Origin of the sequence: Metabacillus bambusae, assembly GCF_017497975.1 — a bacterium.
Lineage (GTDB): Bacteria > Bacillota > Bacilli > Bacillales > Bacillaceae > Metabacillus > Metabacillus bambusae.
This window is the reverse complement of sequence record NZ_JAGDEL010000010.1, coordinates 1-16811: the sequence shown is the minus strand read 5'-3', so window position 1 is coordinate 16811 and position 16811 is coordinate 1. Positions and strand designations below refer to the sequence as shown.

12 protein-coding genes, 16 tRNA genes and 2 rRNA genes are annotated in these 16811 nt (G+C 36.0%); 4 read left to right on the top strand and 26 right to left on the bottom strand.

Going from position 1 to position 16811, the window contains the following annotated elements; translation table 11 throughout:
* Positions 1-162: 162 nt before the first annotated feature.
* The 7 genes from I7822_RS14135 to I7822_RS14105 form a co-directional block, all read right to left on the bottom strand.
* Complete coding sequence (locus I7822_RS14135) at positions 163-435, bottom strand: hypothetical protein (RefSeq protein WP_207979203.1); 273 nt, start codon at positions 433-435, stop codon at positions 163-165.
* Between the two features lie 250 nt (positions 436-685).
* Positions 686-2266, bottom strand: coding sequence for a response regulator transcription factor (locus tag I7822_RS14130; protein WP_207979202.1), 1581 nt, complete (start codon positions 2264-2266; stop codon positions 686-688).
* Positions 2247-4067, bottom strand: a complete 1821-nt coding sequence (locus I7822_RS14125; RefSeq protein WP_207979200.1) for a sensor histidine kinase — start codon at positions 4065-4067, stop codon at positions 2247-2249. The genes I7822_RS14130 and I7822_RS14125 overlap by 20 nt, the downstream gene beginning before the upstream one ends.
* 115 nt (positions 4068-4182) lie before the next feature.
* On the bottom strand, positions 4183-5469 hold the full coding sequence (locus tag I7822_RS14120) for an ABC transporter substrate-binding protein (protein WP_207979199.1): 1287 nt from the start codon (positions 5467-5469) through the stop codon (positions 4183-4185).
* 102 nt (positions 5470-5571) lie between these two features.
* Positions 5572-6399, bottom strand: coding sequence for a carbohydrate ABC transporter permease (locus I7822_RS14115; RefSeq protein WP_207979198.1), 828 nt, complete (start codon positions 6397-6399; stop codon positions 5572-5574).
* The gene (locus I7822_RS14110) at positions 6399-7295 is read right to left on the bottom strand and encodes a carbohydrate ABC transporter permease (RefSeq protein WP_307847767.1); all 897 of its coding nucleotides are present in this window, start codon (positions 7293-7295) and stop codon (positions 6399-6401) included. The genes I7822_RS14115 and I7822_RS14110 overlap by 1 nt, the downstream gene beginning before the upstream one ends.
* Before the next feature lie 381 nt (positions 7296-7676).
* Positions 7677-8801, bottom strand: a complete 1125-nt coding sequence (locus I7822_RS14105; protein WP_207979195.1) for an ROK family transcriptional regulator — start codon at positions 8799-8801, stop codon at positions 7677-7679.
* Between the two features lie 215 nt (positions 8802-9016).
* Here I7822_RS14105 and I7822_RS14100 point away from each other — a divergent pair, with 215 nt between their 5' ends.
* The 4 genes from I7822_RS14100 to I7822_RS14085 all read left to right on the top strand — a co-directional run bounded on the left by I7822_RS14100 (position 9017) and on the right by I7822_RS14085 (position 13717).
* Positions 9017-9793, top strand: coding sequence for an SDR family oxidoreductase (locus I7822_RS14100; protein ID WP_207979193.1), 777 nt, complete (start codon positions 9017-9019; stop codon positions 9791-9793).
* 42 nt (positions 9794-9835) lie between these two features.
* On the top strand, positions 9836-11359 hold the full coding sequence (locus I7822_RS14095) for an FGGY-family carbohydrate kinase (protein ID WP_207979192.1): 1524 nt from the start codon (positions 9836-9838) through the stop codon (positions 11357-11359).
* Positions 11360-11393: 34 nt separating this feature from the next.
* Positions 11394-12740, top strand: coding sequence for an MFS transporter (locus tag I7822_RS14090; protein ID WP_207979190.1), 1347 nt, complete (start codon positions 11394-11396; stop codon positions 12738-12740).
* 263 nt (positions 12741-13003) lie between these two features.
* Positions 13004-13717 (top strand): vanadium-dependent haloperoxidase, encoded by a 714-nt coding sequence (locus tag I7822_RS14085; RefSeq protein ID WP_207979189.1) that lies wholly within the window; start codon positions 13004-13006, stop codon positions 13715-13717.
* Between the two features lie 310 nt (positions 13718-14027).
* Here I7822_RS14085 and I7822_RS14080 read toward each other — a convergent pair whose 3' ends face one another.
* The 19 genes from I7822_RS14080 to I7822_RS13990 form a co-directional block, all read right to left on the bottom strand.
* Positions 14028-14351 carry a hypothetical protein gene (locus tag I7822_RS14080; protein WP_207979188.1) on the bottom strand — a complete coding sequence of 108 codons (324 nt, stop codon included), beginning with the start codon at positions 14349-14351 and terminating at the stop codon, positions 14028-14030.
* Between the two features lie 435 nt (positions 14352-14786).
* A tRNA-Leu gene (locus tag I7822_RS14075) sits at positions 14787-14868 on the bottom strand.
* Positions 14869-14888: 20 nt separating this feature from the next.
* Positions 14889-14974: transfer RNA gene (locus I7822_RS14070), tRNA-Leu, on the bottom strand.
* A gap of 16 nt (positions 14975-14990) precedes the next feature.
* Positions 14991-15064 (bottom strand) — tRNA-Cys (locus I7822_RS14065).
* 11 nt (positions 15065-15075) lie between these two features.
* A tRNA-Gly gene (locus I7822_RS14060) sits at positions 15076-15150 on the bottom strand.
* Positions 15151-15214: 64 nt separating this feature from the next.
* Positions 15215-15289, bottom strand: a tRNA-Gln gene (locus tag I7822_RS14055).
* Positions 15290-15330: 41 nt separating this feature from the next.
* Positions 15331-15406: transfer RNA gene (locus tag I7822_RS14050), tRNA-His, on the bottom strand.
* Between the two features lie 15 nt (positions 15407-15421).
* Positions 15422-15495: transfer RNA gene (locus I7822_RS14045), tRNA-Trp, on the bottom strand.
* A gap of 8 nt (positions 15496-15503) precedes the next feature.
* Positions 15504-15587: transfer RNA gene (locus I7822_RS14040), tRNA-Tyr, on the bottom strand.
* A gap of 15 nt (positions 15588-15602) precedes the next feature.
* Positions 15603-15675, bottom strand: a tRNA-Thr gene (locus tag I7822_RS14035).
* A gap of 32 nt (positions 15676-15707) precedes the next feature.
* Positions 15708-15780 (bottom strand) — tRNA-Phe (locus tag I7822_RS14030).
* A 158-nt stretch (positions 15781-15938) separates the two neighbouring features.
* Positions 15939-16015: transfer RNA gene (locus tag I7822_RS14025), tRNA-Asp, on the bottom strand.
* A gap of 3 nt (positions 16016-16018) precedes the next feature.
* Positions 16019-16095: transfer RNA gene (locus I7822_RS14020), tRNA-Met, on the bottom strand.
* 26 nt (positions 16096-16121) lie between these two features.
* Positions 16122-16197, bottom strand: a tRNA-Val gene (locus I7822_RS14015).
* 3 nt (positions 16198-16200) lie between these two features.
* Positions 16201-16275, bottom strand: a tRNA-Glu gene (locus I7822_RS14010).
* A gap of 19 nt (positions 16276-16294) precedes the next feature.
* Positions 16295-16386, bottom strand: a tRNA-Ser gene (locus I7822_RS14005).
* 4 nt (positions 16387-16390) lie between these two features.
* Positions 16391-16465: transfer RNA gene (locus tag I7822_RS14000), tRNA-Asn, on the bottom strand.
* An 11-nt stretch (positions 16466-16476) separates the two neighbouring features.
* Positions 16477-16592: ribosomal RNA gene (rrf, locus tag I7822_RS13995) — 5S ribosomal RNA — on the bottom strand.
* A gap of 125 nt (positions 16593-16717) precedes the next feature.
* Positions 16718-16811, bottom strand: a 23S ribosomal RNA gene (locus tag I7822_RS13990); the annotation flags it as partial.

Genomic DNA, 16811 nt, shown 5'->3' with positions numbered 1-16811 from the left:
GTTTTAGATAAAGACAAACTATACATGTTTCCATAGAGATAAATCCCGAAATAGAGAAACTCGAACCTATGAGTTTCTCTATTTCATTACTTGAAAGATCTATAATGAACCTCACACCTACCACTTTTGTACTTGAAATAGTGGAATTCTGCCTTGGGTTAGTTAAATAAATTGAATAATACTCGCAACGACTGCGGCAACACTTATCCCTGTTCCTACTATCCATTTCACTAATTGTAAGTTGCTCTCATTGATTATACTCTCAATCACTTTCTTCGTTACATACTCTTTTTCTGTTAAAATACGATCAACAAGTGCTCTAACGTCATTTTCATCGAGATGACCTGAATGGATATCCTCAAAGTGCTCAAGTTGATGTTCAAGCTCTTTTAGCTTTATTTCAAGCTCTTTGATCTTCACCTCATACTCCTCCACATATTTACCTCCTTAACAGGTTTTACCTTTATACTATTCAAGTTTATAGAAAACGAATGGGTTAAACATTTTGATAAGCCTGAAAAAGATGGAAATGATATAGGGAATTTTTTATTCATTTAGATACAAAGCTTAATTCTCAAAAAAAGAGTCTGATCTCCGTAAATCAAATATATTAGCTTTGACTAAGAAAAAAGCTATATATATATTTGGAGTACAGACTCTTGCTATTCTATTAAAGTAACACTGCCTACTTAGACATCATTGATACTCGGTATTCATTCGGTGTAAGACCTACCGCTTTTTTAAACACTTTACTAAAATACTTTTCATTTTGATAGCCAACCTTAAATGATATTTCATATATTTTCAAATGAGGGTTTTCTAAAAGTTCCTTCGCTTTTTCAATCCGAATATTCGTTAAGTAATTTGTAATCGTTTCATTGTATTCCGCTTTAAATCTTCTAGAAATATACTCTCTACTTAAATAAAAACGATCAGCGATTTCCTGTAGTGGGATATCTCTCTCATAGTTATTTCTTAAAAATGACTCAATTTCTTGTATACTATTCTTTTCCTTTTGGTATTTTACTTTATATAAAGAATGAATTAATTCATGAAATTCCTTCCTTTTCTCTTCTTTAAATTTCTCATATGAAAAAGAGCCATCATCTTCCCAATAATCTTTTCCATTATATTGGGATATCTGCTCGTTAATATTGTATTCCTTTAGCCAATTCTTCCTTAAAAGTTCAAACTGATTTTCCCATACTTGTATTTGTTCAAATGATAGAATATGGGTTGATTGTAATGAACAAAAGATGCGATTTAGCACCTCATCCATTTGCTCAATACTCCCACTCTGCAATGCCCACATAATCTCCTGAGTATAATCTAATATATGGAGTAAAGGACTTGAAGAAATGTCTTGATAGGAAACAATCTTCTTTTTATTCGCTTCTACGATATTATGTTTTAGCATTGTTTGTATTGCAGATTGATAGGTTTCATGTAACTGCTGTGAAGGTTTACCGACAGCCATTGTCATTTTTATATGACAGTATTTAAAAATACACGCTTGAATTTTTTCAAGTAAATCGAATTGATTTTTATGATTCCACAAGAGAATTACAATCTCATCTTCCTTGTTTACATTTCTAAAACAAACACCATTACGATTTGACCAAACTATTTCATTACATATATTTAGCGTCGTAAAAAACGCTAAATCTTTATCTCCCTCAAAATACCTTGAAATAATCGAGTTAATTGATAGTAATGTAATTGTGCATTGGACCTCTGTAAGATTTATCCCAAATTCTTTATGAATCTTCTCTTTAGCATCAGAGGGAATTGTTGGTTTGTTAATAATACCTGTGAATAAATGATCCCAATATAACGGTTTAATTTCATTCATCACTCGTGTATTTTCTAGCGTAGACTCCCTCATTAAGGCTTGCTTCTTCCATTCCTTTGTAGCCCTTTCTAATGTCTCATTTAAAACATCTGGTTCTATCGGCTTTAAAATATAGTCAAAGCTTCCATACGTAATGGCATTTCTCATATAGTGAAAATCATCATAGCCGCTTACCACAATTGTTTTGCTATTTATTTCCGCGTCATGCAGCCATTTTAACAGCTGAATCCCATCTAGTTTTGGCATATTCATATCCGTAAAAATGATTTCAGGTCGATGCTCTAGGATCAATGTTTTCGCTTCTTCTCCATCTTTCGCCTCGAATATTTCATGAATACCAAAGCGGTCCCACTCTCCTAATAACAATAAACCATCTCTTACATGTTTCTCATCATCAATAATAATCGCCTTCATCCGTCCCACCTCCTGTTTCTATCGGTAGCCTTAGTATAACAAGAAGTCCTCCATCCTTATGATTTTGAATGTGAAAATTAGCACTCTCATTAAAATATAACTTTAAACGAAAATAAACATTTCTTAATCCAATATTTGTTCCATTGGTATCAATTTTCTGTTTATCTTTGTCAAAGGACTGATAAATTTCACTAAGTCGATGTTCACTTATTCCTTTTCCATTATCATGAATAGTGATGACAAGCTGATCATTTTCTTTCTTTCCCTTTATCATTAATTGCCCGATCGATTCATCACTACTATCAAAACCATGCTTAAAATAGTTTTCAATGATTGGCTGAAGAATCATTTTTGGAACTTCTATTGTTAATACTTCCTCATCAAACTGTAATGAATACTCAAATTGGTCTCCAAATCTTTCTTTCTGTAGTAATAAAAAAGCCTTTGTATAATCAATTTCCTTTGTTAAAGGCACCAAATCTTCATCAATATTCATTCCGTATCTCATTATTTTAGATAGATGTGTTACAAGTGTATACACTTGAGGTACATTGTTCTTTAAGGCCAAAGTGCCAATAGATTGGAGAGAATTATATAAGAAATGCGGGTTGAGCTGTGACTGTAGAACCTTTAATTGATTTGTCTTATTCTCAAGCTCAAGTTTATATTCCCGATTAATGAGATGATTAATCTTTCCAATCATTTGGATGAAACGGTCTCCTAAAATCCCTATTTCATCATTTCCTAATGATTCGAAATGAACATTCATATTCCCTTCTTCAACCTTTTTAATATTTTGAAGAAGAACTCGAATTGGTGATGTAATTTTAAAGGAAACAAAAAACGTTGCCATAATCACAAGGCATAAACCAATTACACCAAAAATGATGTTGATTTTCGCTACACTCATCGCACTTTCAAAGACAGATGTGTATGGAATACGTTTCACTAATATCCAACCGCCTGATGATTCAGAAATCTTGTCATACATCATCAATCCACGAAATGAATCCTTTTCCCATTCCATTGTTCCACTGGTTCCTGTGGAATTTAATACATTAGTTATCCATTCTTCACTTTCAGATACTTCACTATTTGAACGAAAAATAAGTTCTCCCTCTGGACTTAGTATATAGAATTCCTCTTTGTCTTTAACATATAGCTTTTCACTTATATCAATGATTTGATCAGGTGCGATATCTAATGAAATATATCCTAGCAATTTGTTTGAAGGAACGTCGATTAACGCTCGATGTAACCTAATTACATCCTTATTTTCCTTTTTATCTTTGACTATACTTTCCTCTTGAAGGACATGCATTGGTTCAATATAAATAAAATTAGAATTATTCCTTGCCTTCTCATAACTATCTTTATCTAGATTCTTTACTACTGGTGAGAACACTACACCTGATCTCTTTGAAACAGAAACATTTTGATTGTCTTCCTCAACAGCAATATTGACTCGATTGATATTTTTTTCTGCATAAAGGATCGTTAAAATGACATTTTTAACACTTTCTTGAGCTATATAATCATCATCATCTTGACTTGGATTTCGTAAATAATTCATAAAGTCAATGTTATTATAAAACGATAATGTTAAGTTCTTTAACTCTCCAACATACCCTTCTAAGTTTAATTTTCCTTGGTATAAAAGATTCACATTTTCCTGTACGAATTCGTCCTTTAATGACTCTTTCGTATATAAATAAGTAATAACAATCGAGGTTCCAAATGGAACGATTGTTATGAGTAATAAAAGAACAATAAGCTTATTTCGAATGCTCGTTTTAAACATAAGGAACCTCCCATCTTTAGGTAATCTCTTAGCACTAATACATGACTTTTTATAACATTATTTATAGTATAGTAAAAAGCATGCCTAATATAGACATGCTTTCGTTCATTTAATTTTACTTCATATTATCCCAAGTTGCTTGGAATTTTTCTAAAGCTGTATCATAATCAATTTTTCCAGCAGCATACTCTTGAATTGTTGCTGCAAGCTCTTTGTTTGCTCCATCAGGCCATCTGAACCAAGTCCAAGGAATCGTTTTTTCCGCTTTTGAATATTCCAAGATAGATTGACCTAGATCACCTAAACCAGTTGCTTCAATATTATCAAACGCTGGAATAAAGGCAAATTCTTCAGTAATATAACGTTTACCAGTTTCAGAGGAAACCATCCAATTTAAGAATGTTTTTGCTTCTTCTAAATGCTCAGAATTTTTGTTAAGAACCCAGTTATTAGGTACACCTACAGGTAAAACGTCCATGCTAGCATCATCATTAAGTGGAATTGGTAAGAATCCCATATTCATTTCTGGATTAATTTCAGTAATCATATTCTCAGTCCAGTTACCTTGTTGTAACATTGCAGTTTCACCAGAAGCAAACAATGTAACTTGAGTATTGTAATCTGTTGTTAATGGGTTACCATTTGCATATTTAATTTCAGTATCAATAACTTCTTTAAATTGTTCAAATTGTTCATTTCCTACAAATGATGTTGTTCCATCATATAAACCTTCAATAAATGCAGTCGGATCTTTTTGTTGAGCGAAAGGAATATTTAATAAATGCTGTCCAATTACCCACCATTCGCCATATCCTGCTGAGAAAGCTTTAATTCCAGCATCCTCAAGCTTTTTAGTAGCTGCTTTTAATTCAGTAAGAGTTTTAGGTGGCTCAGTAATACCTGCTTTTTCGAATAAATCCTTGTTGTACACAAATCCATAACCTTCAAGGTTAACAGGCATTCCATAAAGCTTACCATCTTCATCTGTAGTCGGAACTTTACCAATTGGAAGTACATGCTCTGCCCATGGCTCATTTGAAAGATCAGCTAAATGCTCTTTCCAAAGCTCAAGCTCTTTAAATCCACCGTTGTTAAAGATATCTGGCTCTTCTCCTGATGCAAACTTAGCCTTTAGAGCAGCACCATAATCTGCTCCACCGCCAACACTTTCAAGCTTAACCTTAATATTTGGGTGTTCCTTTTCAAATTCATCGATCATTGCTTGTAGCTGATCAGCAATTTCAACTTTAAATTGGAACATATTTAATGTAACAACTTCACCATCACCTGAACCAGAATCTGATTCTCCACCAGTATTTTCAGTCTTATTATTTGAAGCACATCCAGCCATAATTCCTAAAACTAATAGCATTGAGAGACATAAAAGTAATAGCTTTTTCATTAACAATTGACCTCCTTAGATTCTATGTTTCTTTTTTCTATTTATATAAATTATTGTAACTAGTTATCTAGCTATAATAATTTTATATCAAACTGATTTTTCTTACTTAATAGATCCTGCAGCAATTCCTTTAATAATGTGCTTTTGCAGGAATAGGAAGAATACAATAACTGGTGCTATCCCTAACACTAATGCTGCTAAACCCATATCCCACTGTTTTGTATACTGTGCGAAGAATGAACTAGTCGCTAAAGGAATTGTTCTTAACTCTGCATCCTGTAATACGAGAAGTGGTAATAAGTAATCATTCCATATCCATAAAGTATTTAGAATGATGACGGTTACAGTAATCGGTTTCAATAATGGGAATACGATTCTCCAAAAGACACCAAACTGACTACATCCATCTACCCTAGCAGACTCTTCAATTTCCTGTGGGATTGTTTTTACGAAACCATGATATAAGAAGAGAGATAACGAAACCCCAAATCCGAAATACATGATAACAATACCAGGTATACTATTCATAATTCCAAGCATTCCACCAAGCTTCATAAGTGGAATCATAACTGTTTGGAATGGAATAACCATTGCAGATACAAAGAAGATAAATAAAAACTTGCTTAGCTTGCCAGGTGTTCGAACCATCTTCCAGGCTGCCATCGAACTAATCACAACAATCCCTGCAATACTTAAAACAGTTATGATCAAAGAATTAAGAAATGCATCTTGGAAGCTAATAACTTCCCAAACCTTTGCATAGTTACTAAATAAAATTTCCTTCGGTAATGCTGCTGCGTCAATTAAGATTTCAGAAAAGCCTTTTACTGAGTTAATAAACACAAAGTAAAACGGTATAAGAAAGATTAAACCAAGCATAATTGCAAAGATCTCAAGGAGAAATGTGCGCTTTGAATAGTTCTTTTTCATTATGCTTCAACCTCCCTTTTCTTCGTAAACATAACTTGGAATGTTGTAAACAATGCTACAACAATAAAGAATAAAATTGATTTCGCTGTACCTAATCCATATCGATTGTTCATGAATGCCTCTTGATAAATGTTAATTGCTACTGACTCTGTTGAATTAAATGGACCCCCACCTGTTAATGAAAGGTTCAAGTCAAAGATTTTAAACGCCATTGAAATTGTTAAAAAGAAACAAATCGTAAATGCTGGTAAGATTAAAGGAATCATAATTTTCGTTAATACAGACCAGTTTGTCGCTCCATCCATTTTTGCCGCTTCTAGCAATGAAGTGTCAACACCTTGAAGTGCAGCAATATAGATAACCATCATATAGCCACTAATCTGCCAAGCAAATACAATGACAATCCCCCAAAATGCAGTTGTCTCATCACCTAACCATGGTAGTTTAAAGAAGCCAATATCTGTCATATTACCGATTGATGCAAATCCTTTTACAAAGATAAACTGCCAGATAAAACCAAGTAAAAGTCCACCGATTACATTAGGAATAAAAAACACAGTTCGTAAAATATTCTTCGTTTTTAACGCTGCGTTTAAGATTAAAGCTAATCCAAACCCGATCACATTACTGATTAAAACTGCGGCTAGCATAAACTTAGTCGTAAACAAAAACGAATTGAAAAACTTAGCATCATCTGTAAAGACCGTTATATAGTTTTCTAAACCAACCCACTCAACTGCCGAACTTACTCCATTCCAGGAAGTAAACGAATAATAAACACCCATAAAAAATGGAATAATTTGAACCAGTATGAAAAATAAAAGTGCGGGCCCTACGAAAGCTCCATAAGATAAGATCTTATTTAGCTTTACTTTTCTTTTTGCTTGCTTTTCCACATCTACATATCTTTCCTTTGTATCTAACTCTTTCACATTTAACTTTGCACTCACCTGATCGACACCACCTAACTGCTTATTTGCAAGCGCTTTCTTATTTCTAATTATATAGCCCTAAGTAATTAGTTTCGATCAACTGAATTGACTAAAAAGGTGCACAATTTTGACCTTTGACTTTTCTTTAAACAAACAAGCACTAAAAAAGACCTCACATTTTTGTGAGATCTCGGATTTTATTTTGTCGATTTTTGGTGAATTATATCTAATCGTTGATAAATTATTAAAATCGAAGATAAATTATAAGAATAGAAGATAAATTTGAATAATCGCAGATAAAATCATCAGAATCGAAGATAAATAAATTAGCAGGATCTCCGATGATTAAATCGCATTCAAAAATGATTGAATAAATGGTATGGCAGCACCTATAGGTACCCCATTTTCAGGTGAACGGCTAATCGATATAAATGGTTCATTCCTTGGAAATGCAGTTCTTTCATAAACTTTTTCATGAAGAATTTCAATATCATGATTCTTTAAATAAGGTGACATATGTCCACCAAGAATAAACTCTCTATTTATGACAAGATGAATATTGTTAATCGAAAACGCTAAATTATCTAAAAAGCAATTCCATCTCTCTACATATGAAAGGTTTCCAGAGCGTAGCTGTTGGAAGAAAAAGTCTAGTTTTTCACCATCTTCTAAAAGCGCACTAACAGAGCAATATGTTTCCATGCATCCTTTCTTTCCGCAATAACAAGATGAACCATTAGGATTAATCGTCATATGTTCTACTGTACCACTATGTCCTTCCTTACCCATATAAATCTGGTCATTTAAGATAATTGCTCCTCCAAGATGCGTACCAATCGACAGATAGACAGCATCCCCAATATCATTACCTACCCACAGCTCTGTTGTTGCCGCACACTTTGCATCATGAACAAACACACAAGGATAATTAAGATACTGTGAAAAAACATGAATATCTAATCCTGTACAGTTTAATATTTTTCCGTATGTAATTTTTTGTCCATCAATTGATGTTAATGCTTGTACTGCAAAACCGATACCTAGAACCTGTTCTTCTACCACATTAAGAGATGTGATGAACGATTGTACAGCATGGCTTAACTCCTTGTAATAACTGTCTACATTGGAATAACGAAGCAATAGCTCCGCTTCCTTAAAGGCAATACCAAGTAAATCAACTGCTAAAATTCGTACCGTCTTTTTTAAAATTTCCACACCAATACTAATACGTGCCTGAGGACATATTGCATAAGCAGTTGCGCGCCTACCAACTGAAGATTCAAACTGTCCACTCTTCTCAATCAGTTTTTGCTCTTCCAAGCGAACTAGGTTTTGGGTTACAGTTGGTAAACTCAAATGAAGTTGATTTGCAATTTCTTGTTTAGAAAGCTTCTCATTTTGATAAATGAGATGATAAATCAATGAGTAATTATTCTTTTTTATATCTTTAAATGTGATGCTATGATCCATGAAAATACCCCATTATATAAAATAATTTTATAAAAATATTTCACTTAATTCTATTTAAAATATATCACAGAAGATAATGCAATAACAACTTTGGCAAGATGTATTTTGCCAATTCTTAATTTTGTTATGTTGACTATCACAGAAAATAGTTTTAATATATAAATTAATTTTATAAAACTGTTTTACAAAATAAATTTATTAAAGGAGAGATAAATATGGGTATTATCGAAAAAATGAGACTGGACGGAAAGAAAATTTTTGTCACTGGTGGCGCAAGAGGAATTGGTAAAAGTGTAGCAACCGCCTTTGCTGAAGCAGGAGCAGATTTAGCTATTGTCGACTTAGATATCGAGGAAGCAAAAAAGACAGCAACAGAGCTTGAAGAAAACAATGGAATTAAAGCGATTGCAATCAAAGCTGATGTAACAAAACCAGAAGATGTTGATGCAATGATCGAGGAAATACTGAATGTTTTTGGACGTTTAGATGTTGCCTTCTGTAATGCCGGAATCTGCATGAATATTCCAGCTGAGGAAATGACCTTTGACCAGTGGAAAAAAGTAATTGATATTAATCTTACTGGTGTTTTTTTAACGGCACAAGCAGCTGGAAAAGTGATGTTAAAACAAGGAGGTGGTTCCATTATTAATACTGCCTCTATGTCAGGACATATTGTGAATGTGCCACAACCACAGTGCTCTTACAACGCCTCGAAAGCAGGAGTGATCCAGTTAACAAAATCACTTGCAGTCGAATGGGCAAAAAGAAATGTGCGTGTAAATTGTATTAGTCCAGGATATATCGGAACAGAACTTACATTAAATTCTCCAAGCTTACAGCCATTAATCCAACAATGGAATGAAATGGCACCGCTCGGGCGAATGGGTAAACCCGAAGAACTACAATCCATTTGTGTTTATCTTGCAGGAGACACTAGCAGCTTTACTACAGGTTCAGACTTTGTAATTGACGGGGCTTTTACTAGCATTTAATAGATTGAAAGAATCTGATTTTTTGTGAAAAGGAGACTATCTATGAACTACTTACTCGGAACAGATATTGGCACATCTGGTACCAAAACGATCTTAATGGACACAGATGGCAATCTGATTGCTCAGGATTTACAGGAATATGATGTATTAACTCCAAAGCCTTTATGGGCGGAGCAGTGGCCAGATGTATGGCTAAATGCAGCGAAAGCTTCGATTAAAAATACAGTAATGAACTCAGGAATTCCAGCGGAGAAAATTCGTGGGATCGCCATTAGTGGTCTGTATGGAGGTTCTGGAATTCCATTAGACGAGAAAATGGAACCTATTAGGCCTTGTATGATTTGGATGGACCGCAGAGCAGAAGCAGAAACAAAGTGGGTCTTAGACAATATTGGAGAAGAAAAGCTTTTGGAGATTACCCATAATGGGGCAGATCCTTATTATGGCTATACAAAAATATTATGGATGAAAAATCATGAACCTGAAAATTGGAAGAAGACAAAGCTCTTTCTCCCACCAAATGACTATGTCATTTATAAACTGACAGGAAATATTGCCATTGATTATTCTTCTGCAGGAAATATCGGCGGCATATTTGATATGAATAATAGAACCTGGTCGAAAGAAATGATGGATGCGATGGGAATTCCTCTGTCAATGATGCCAGAAAAAATCGTGGAATCAACTGATGTTATTGGCGGACTAACAAAAGAAGTCGCTGCTGAACTGGGTCTTTCTGAAGGAATGCCAGTAATAGCAAGTGGTATTGACTGTGGTGCAGCCAATATCGGCCTCGGTGTCTTTGAATCTGGTATTTATGCAGCAGCAATTGGTACGTCTATGTGTGCAGCATTAATTTCTGATAAACCTGTAAAAGGAAAAGATCTGATTGTATGGCCATATTTATATGATGCCAAAAGACTATCCTATTATTTTTCTGGTGGAGCTACAGCAGGAGCAATTGTGAAATGGTTCCGCCAAACGATGTGTCAATTTGAAATCGAAGCGGAAAAAGCTGGAGGAAAAAACACCTATGATGTTTTAAATGAGCAAGCAGCTAACATTCCAGCTGGAAGTGAAGGTCTGATTGTACTTCCTTACTTTATGGGAGAAAGAAGTCCTATTTGGGATTCAGATGCAAAAGGAACAATTGTTGGACTTTCATTGGCGCATACTAAAGCTCATATTTACCGTGCATTCCTAGAAGCCGTTGCGTTTTCCTTAAGAGATGCGATGGTTGCGACTGGAGAAAATCTAGGCGAATATATATTGCTTGCAGGTGGTGTGACAAAGTCAAAATTGTGGAGACAAATTTTTGCAGATGTAACTGGCTATCCAGTTGTCTGTCCAGTTCATGATGTAGAAGCCAATATGGGAGATGTCATCCTTGCTGGAATTGGGACAGGTCTTCTCTCTTATGAAGAAGTGAAAAAATGGCAGGTTTTAGATGAAAAGATTATGCCAAATATGCAGAATCATGAAAAATATAATGATTATTACACTGTTTACAAATCTATCTATCACAATTTAAAGCACGACATGAAAACGTTAACAAGACTTAAATAAATATCAAAATGCTTAATAAAGGGTTGTGATGTTAATGAATATATGGAAAAAAAGAATAGGATATGGGGTTGGCGATTTAGGCTGTAACCTAGTATTTAGTACAATGGCGTCTTACTTAATGTTTTTTTATACCGATGTCTTCGGAATAACAGCAGCAGTTGCAGGTACTTTAATGTTAGTAACGAAAGTAATTGATGCTTTAACTGATACTGGTATGGGGTTATTGGTTGATCGAACGAAAACGAGATGGGGGCAAGGAAGACCTTATTTTCTAATAGGAGCCATTCCTTTTGCTATCTTTACTTTTATGACATTTATTGTGCCTGATTTCAGTATAACTGGAAAAATTATCTGGGCTTATGTCACTTATTGCTTATTATGTACTGCCTATACTGTGGTAAATATACCATTAAATACAATTGTCCCAAGGTTAACCTCAGATAATCATGAACGTAACATTTTAGTATCTACTAGAATGGTTTGCGCATTGATAGGAACAGCTTTAGTAATGTCCATTACAACGCCGTTAGTAGATTTCTTCGGTCAGGGAGATACACAAAAAGGGTTTTTGATCACCATGAGCCTTTATGGCGTTGTAGCCATGTTATTATTTATCTTTACATTCATGAACACAAAAGAGGTTGTACCACCGTCCATACAACATGAGAAATCTTCTTTTAAAGAAGATTTAAAAGGATTGACTGGCCATAGTATCATTTTCTTTGTCTTGAATTTTCTCTATTTTGGATTATTCGTCATAAGAAATACAACCGTAATCTATTATTTCACCTATAATCTAGGACGTACAGATTGGCTAACATTTGTCGGGCTATTCGGAATTCTATCAGGACTTCCAATACTACTTATTTTACCTTGGCTTCAAAAGAAGATGTCTAAGAAACATGTTTTACTTCTAAGTACGGCCATTTATATTGTTGGAGACTTACTCATTTATTTTGGAAAATCATCAGCCGTTTTACTCATAGCAGGACTAGCAATAACCGGACTCGGTATTTATGGCATCTTTGGCATCACCTTTGCGATCCAACCAGATATCATTGATTATTCAGAGTATAAAAAGAAAAGAAGTATCGCTGGTATGATTGCAGCCTTCCAAGGATTTTCTGTAAAAGGAAGCATGGGACTTGCCAGTGCTTTTATCGGGGTTATTCTGAATATGGGCGGTTATGTTCCAAATGCAACACAAACTGCAACCGCTTTAAACTATATTGAAGTAACTTTTATATGGGTGCCATTAGTCATCTGTTTACTAATTGGAATCACGATTTGGTTTTATAAACTTGATGATAAACGTGAAGAGATGGATATTGAGCTTGAGCGTCGTCGTGGATTGTCAGAGCAGAAGGTTGTTAGTCTTTAATTTAAGTGGATTCATTCTTTATATTTCAGGTGAATAACATATGCATGTTTCATTACCCCATAGCAATGATTTCAAAGACTTGAATGTAAACCCTTCCCCACTTAGCGATGCTCAAGCTGGGGGAGGGTTTAATCACAATTAAGTATAAAATAAAAAAATTTTCTAGGGCATACCAATCTAATAAACTACTACAAGATATGCAGTTATATTTTATAACTCAATCCCATAAGAATAAGAAGCAATAAAAATAGGGGTTGAATTTAATGAGAACGAATTACAGACGATGGTCAAAATATCCTTACCATGGAGAGCAAAAACCTCCTATAGCTTATCAAACTCCAGCGGATTATCCAATGTTTTTTATATTTAGGCAAAATAAAAATGAATTCATAGATTCCTTTGGTCAGCGTATTAATTGGCAAATTAAAAATCCTATTGAGGTTAACTGGGGAACAGAATTAACTTTTGTAGAACAAACTTTATTATCCATTACTCCCCAACAAAAACGCATTGCACAATTCTGGGGTTCAGTCGAAGCAACACAAAATATGACTCCTTTGATTTTCAGTTTAGCGAAAAAATATCGACTAGGATCACCGCAGCTTGCGAGAGCACTAGGATATTTTCACGCCGCTGTTAGTGATGCCTTTGTGTTATCTTGGTATTTTAAATATCTTTGGGATGTAGCACGCCCAAATCAATATGATAGAAACATAACTCCAGTTTTGACTACACCGCGCTTTCCATCCTACCCTTCTGCACATGCTGCTGTTGCAGGATGTGCAAAATCGATATTAAGTTATTTTTTCCCATCAGAAGCAGTAGGAATAAAAAACACAATGGAAGAATGTGCTTTATCACGTTTGTACGCCGGAGTACATTTCCAAGTAGATAATGATGAAGGATTGAGATTAGGCAGGCAAATCGGCGGTATAGTTGTAAGGTTGATGAAATCACAAAAAATTAATGGTTTGTGATAATAAAACTCTTGAATTTTGACAGACTGCCTATTAATTGGCATACATCGGATCGGGAGAATTATGAAAGATCAAGGGCTAGTTTCTGTTTAAACGTGAGTTTAAAAACAGTTATGTGTCAAGGATAGCTATACCTGTGTTTATATTTATGATATGGGTGATTATTAAGAGGCACATGAGACTTAACGGATTTATCTCTATAACACGTAACGAGGATAAGGGCGTTGCTATAACAGAGGCTTTACGAAGAGTTACCAAGAATTATCGTGAGTATAAATAAGGCCCCGACTTAAGCGTCGAGGCTTTTCTTTTATTTGGACATTTCAATTATGTCCGAATTTTTATCCTTACGTGCTGCATCAATAAGAATAAATACAGCAGATAACATGTGCATGAACATACCGACAATAGGAATCCATCCGATAGCTGAAGTTACGATTCCGAGAATATTACCGTGTGCTTTAACTCCGACCTTTTTGGAAAGTACTAATACTACGATATGAAAAATAAGCATAACCAATAATGGCGTCCAACCTAAGCCTATTACAATACTTCCACCTAAAATAGGTATACCTAGAATCGCTTCTAATCCTCCAGATACCCATTTTAACGTTTTTACTGTTTGTTTGTTCAATTAATACCCATCACCTTTCTAGTACGTGGACTTTTCGACTTCTTCGTCATAAATATCATATTCTTTATAATTACTTATTACTAATACGTATTAATACCAAATAAGTTTCAAAATATTCATTGCGCTTAACCCCTGAGTTTTATCGGAAATTTTTATTCCCCCGAATTTTTAAATTTTGGTCGAACGGTCTATTAAAGCTAGTTTTGTTTTAGTAAACTCTCGAAAAACTGTAAACCAACTTATTCAACCTAAAAACCTATTTCAAATAATTTCTGTTATATAAATTTGTGTTTCATTCTCTAAAACAGGAATTTATTTCGATTACCTGTGCTTTATAAGAATATTTTTATAATAAGTACATTTTGGACAAATAAAAAACGTTCCTTACAATGTGTAAGAAACGTTGATATAATAGCATTTACATGTTGTCATAGATACCAGTGGTCGGGGTCGAACCGACACTCCTCACGGAACACGATTTTGAGTCGTGCGCGTCTGCCAATTCCGCCACACTGGCAAAAAAAATAAAATCAAAAGTGCCGAGGACCGGAATCGAACCGGTACGGTAGTCACCTACCGCAGGATTTTAAGTCCTGTGCGTCTGCCAGTTCCGCCACCCCGGCAAGGGTGTAGTTTAAATGGAGGCGGCAACCGGATTTGAACCGGTGATAAAGGTTTTGCAGACCTCTGCCTTACCACTTGGCTATGCCGCCATTCATAAAACTGGAGCGGAAGACGGGATTCGAACCCGCGACCCCCACCTTGGCAAGGTGGTGTTCTACCACTGAACTACTTCCGCGATCTAACTTATTTAACCCGTGTACTCCAGCCTATGCAAGAGAAACGAAAATGTGTATAAAAAATGGCTGGGCTAGCTGGATTCGAACCAACGCATGTCGCAGTCAAAGTGCGATGCCTTACCGCTTGGCTATAGCCCACTAATTAATCTTCATATTAATTATTTTCACTATAAAATAAATGGGGCGACTGATGGGAATCGAACCCACGAATGCCTGAACCACAATCAGGTGCGTTAACCACTTCGCCACAATCGCCACTATATTTTAAATTGGCAGGGGCAGTAGGAATCGAACCCACACCAAAGGTTTTGGAGACCTCTATTCTACCGTTAAACTATGCCCCTATTTTAAATGGTGGAGGGGGGCAGATTCGAACTGCCGAACCCTAAGGAGCGGATTTACAGTCCGCCGCGTTTAGCCACTTCGCTACCCCTCCATATGTGTGAAACAGTGCCGGCAAGAGGACTTGAACCCCCAACCTACTGATTACAAGTCAGTTGCTCTACCAATTGAGCTACACCGGCATACTTGTATTTCAAAAGCTTTTCTTTAAAGGTGGCTCGGGACGGAATCGAACCGCCGACACATGGATTTTCAGTCCATTGCTCTACCAACTGAGCTACCGAGCCATATTGAGTTTACGGCTTCCGCTAAACTTCGAACCTCTGCGTCAGCTCTTTCACTAACATCCTCACGTATTGACATACGCTATGGTGATCGTTCAATCGCTTCCTTGATCTTCTCGTTTATCGAAACCCTTTTACTTGAGAAATGTAACTTAAGAAAATGGCGGTCCGGACGGGACTCGAACCCGCGACCTCCTGCGTGACAGGCAGGCATTCTAACCAACTGAACTACCGGACCATTTGGTTGCGGGGACAGGATTTGAACCTGCGACCTTCGGGTTATGAGCCCGACGAGCTACCAGACTGCTCCACCCCGCGATAATAATAGTTACTTTAAGTTTATATGGTGGAGGATGACGGGATCGAACCGCCGACCCTCTGCTTGTAAGGCAGATGCTCTCCCAGCTGAGCTAATCCTCCATATGGTGACCCGTACGGGATTCGAACCCGTGTTACCGCCGTGAAAGGGCGGTGTCTTAACCGCTTGACCAACGGGCCAATGTTTTATTATAAGTAGTGGCGGAGAGCAAGGGATTTGAACCCTTGAGACAGCTTACACCGCCTACACGATTTCCAATCGTGCTCCTTCGGCCACTCGGACAGCTCTCCAAAATGGCTCCGCAGGTAGGACTCGAACCTACGACCGATCGGTTAACAGCCGATAGCTCTACCACTGAGCTACTGCGGAATAATATAACAGCCTGGCGACGTCCTACTCTCACAGGGGGAAACCCCCAACTACCATCGGCGCTGAAGAGCTTAACTTCCGTGTTCGGCATGGGAACGGGTGTGACCTCTTCGCCATCATCACCAGACATTTGTGACAAAGACTATTATACTATCTCAGAAGAATATTTCAAGTGTTTTTTAAAAACTTTTTATATTCCTTCAAAACTAGATAACGATACACAATTCAATTCACTTCATTTAACGCCTTTATTAGGTTAAGTCCTCGATCGATTAGTATCTGTCAGCTCCACACGTCACCGCGCTTCCACCTCAGACCTATCAACCTGATCATCTTTCAGGGATCT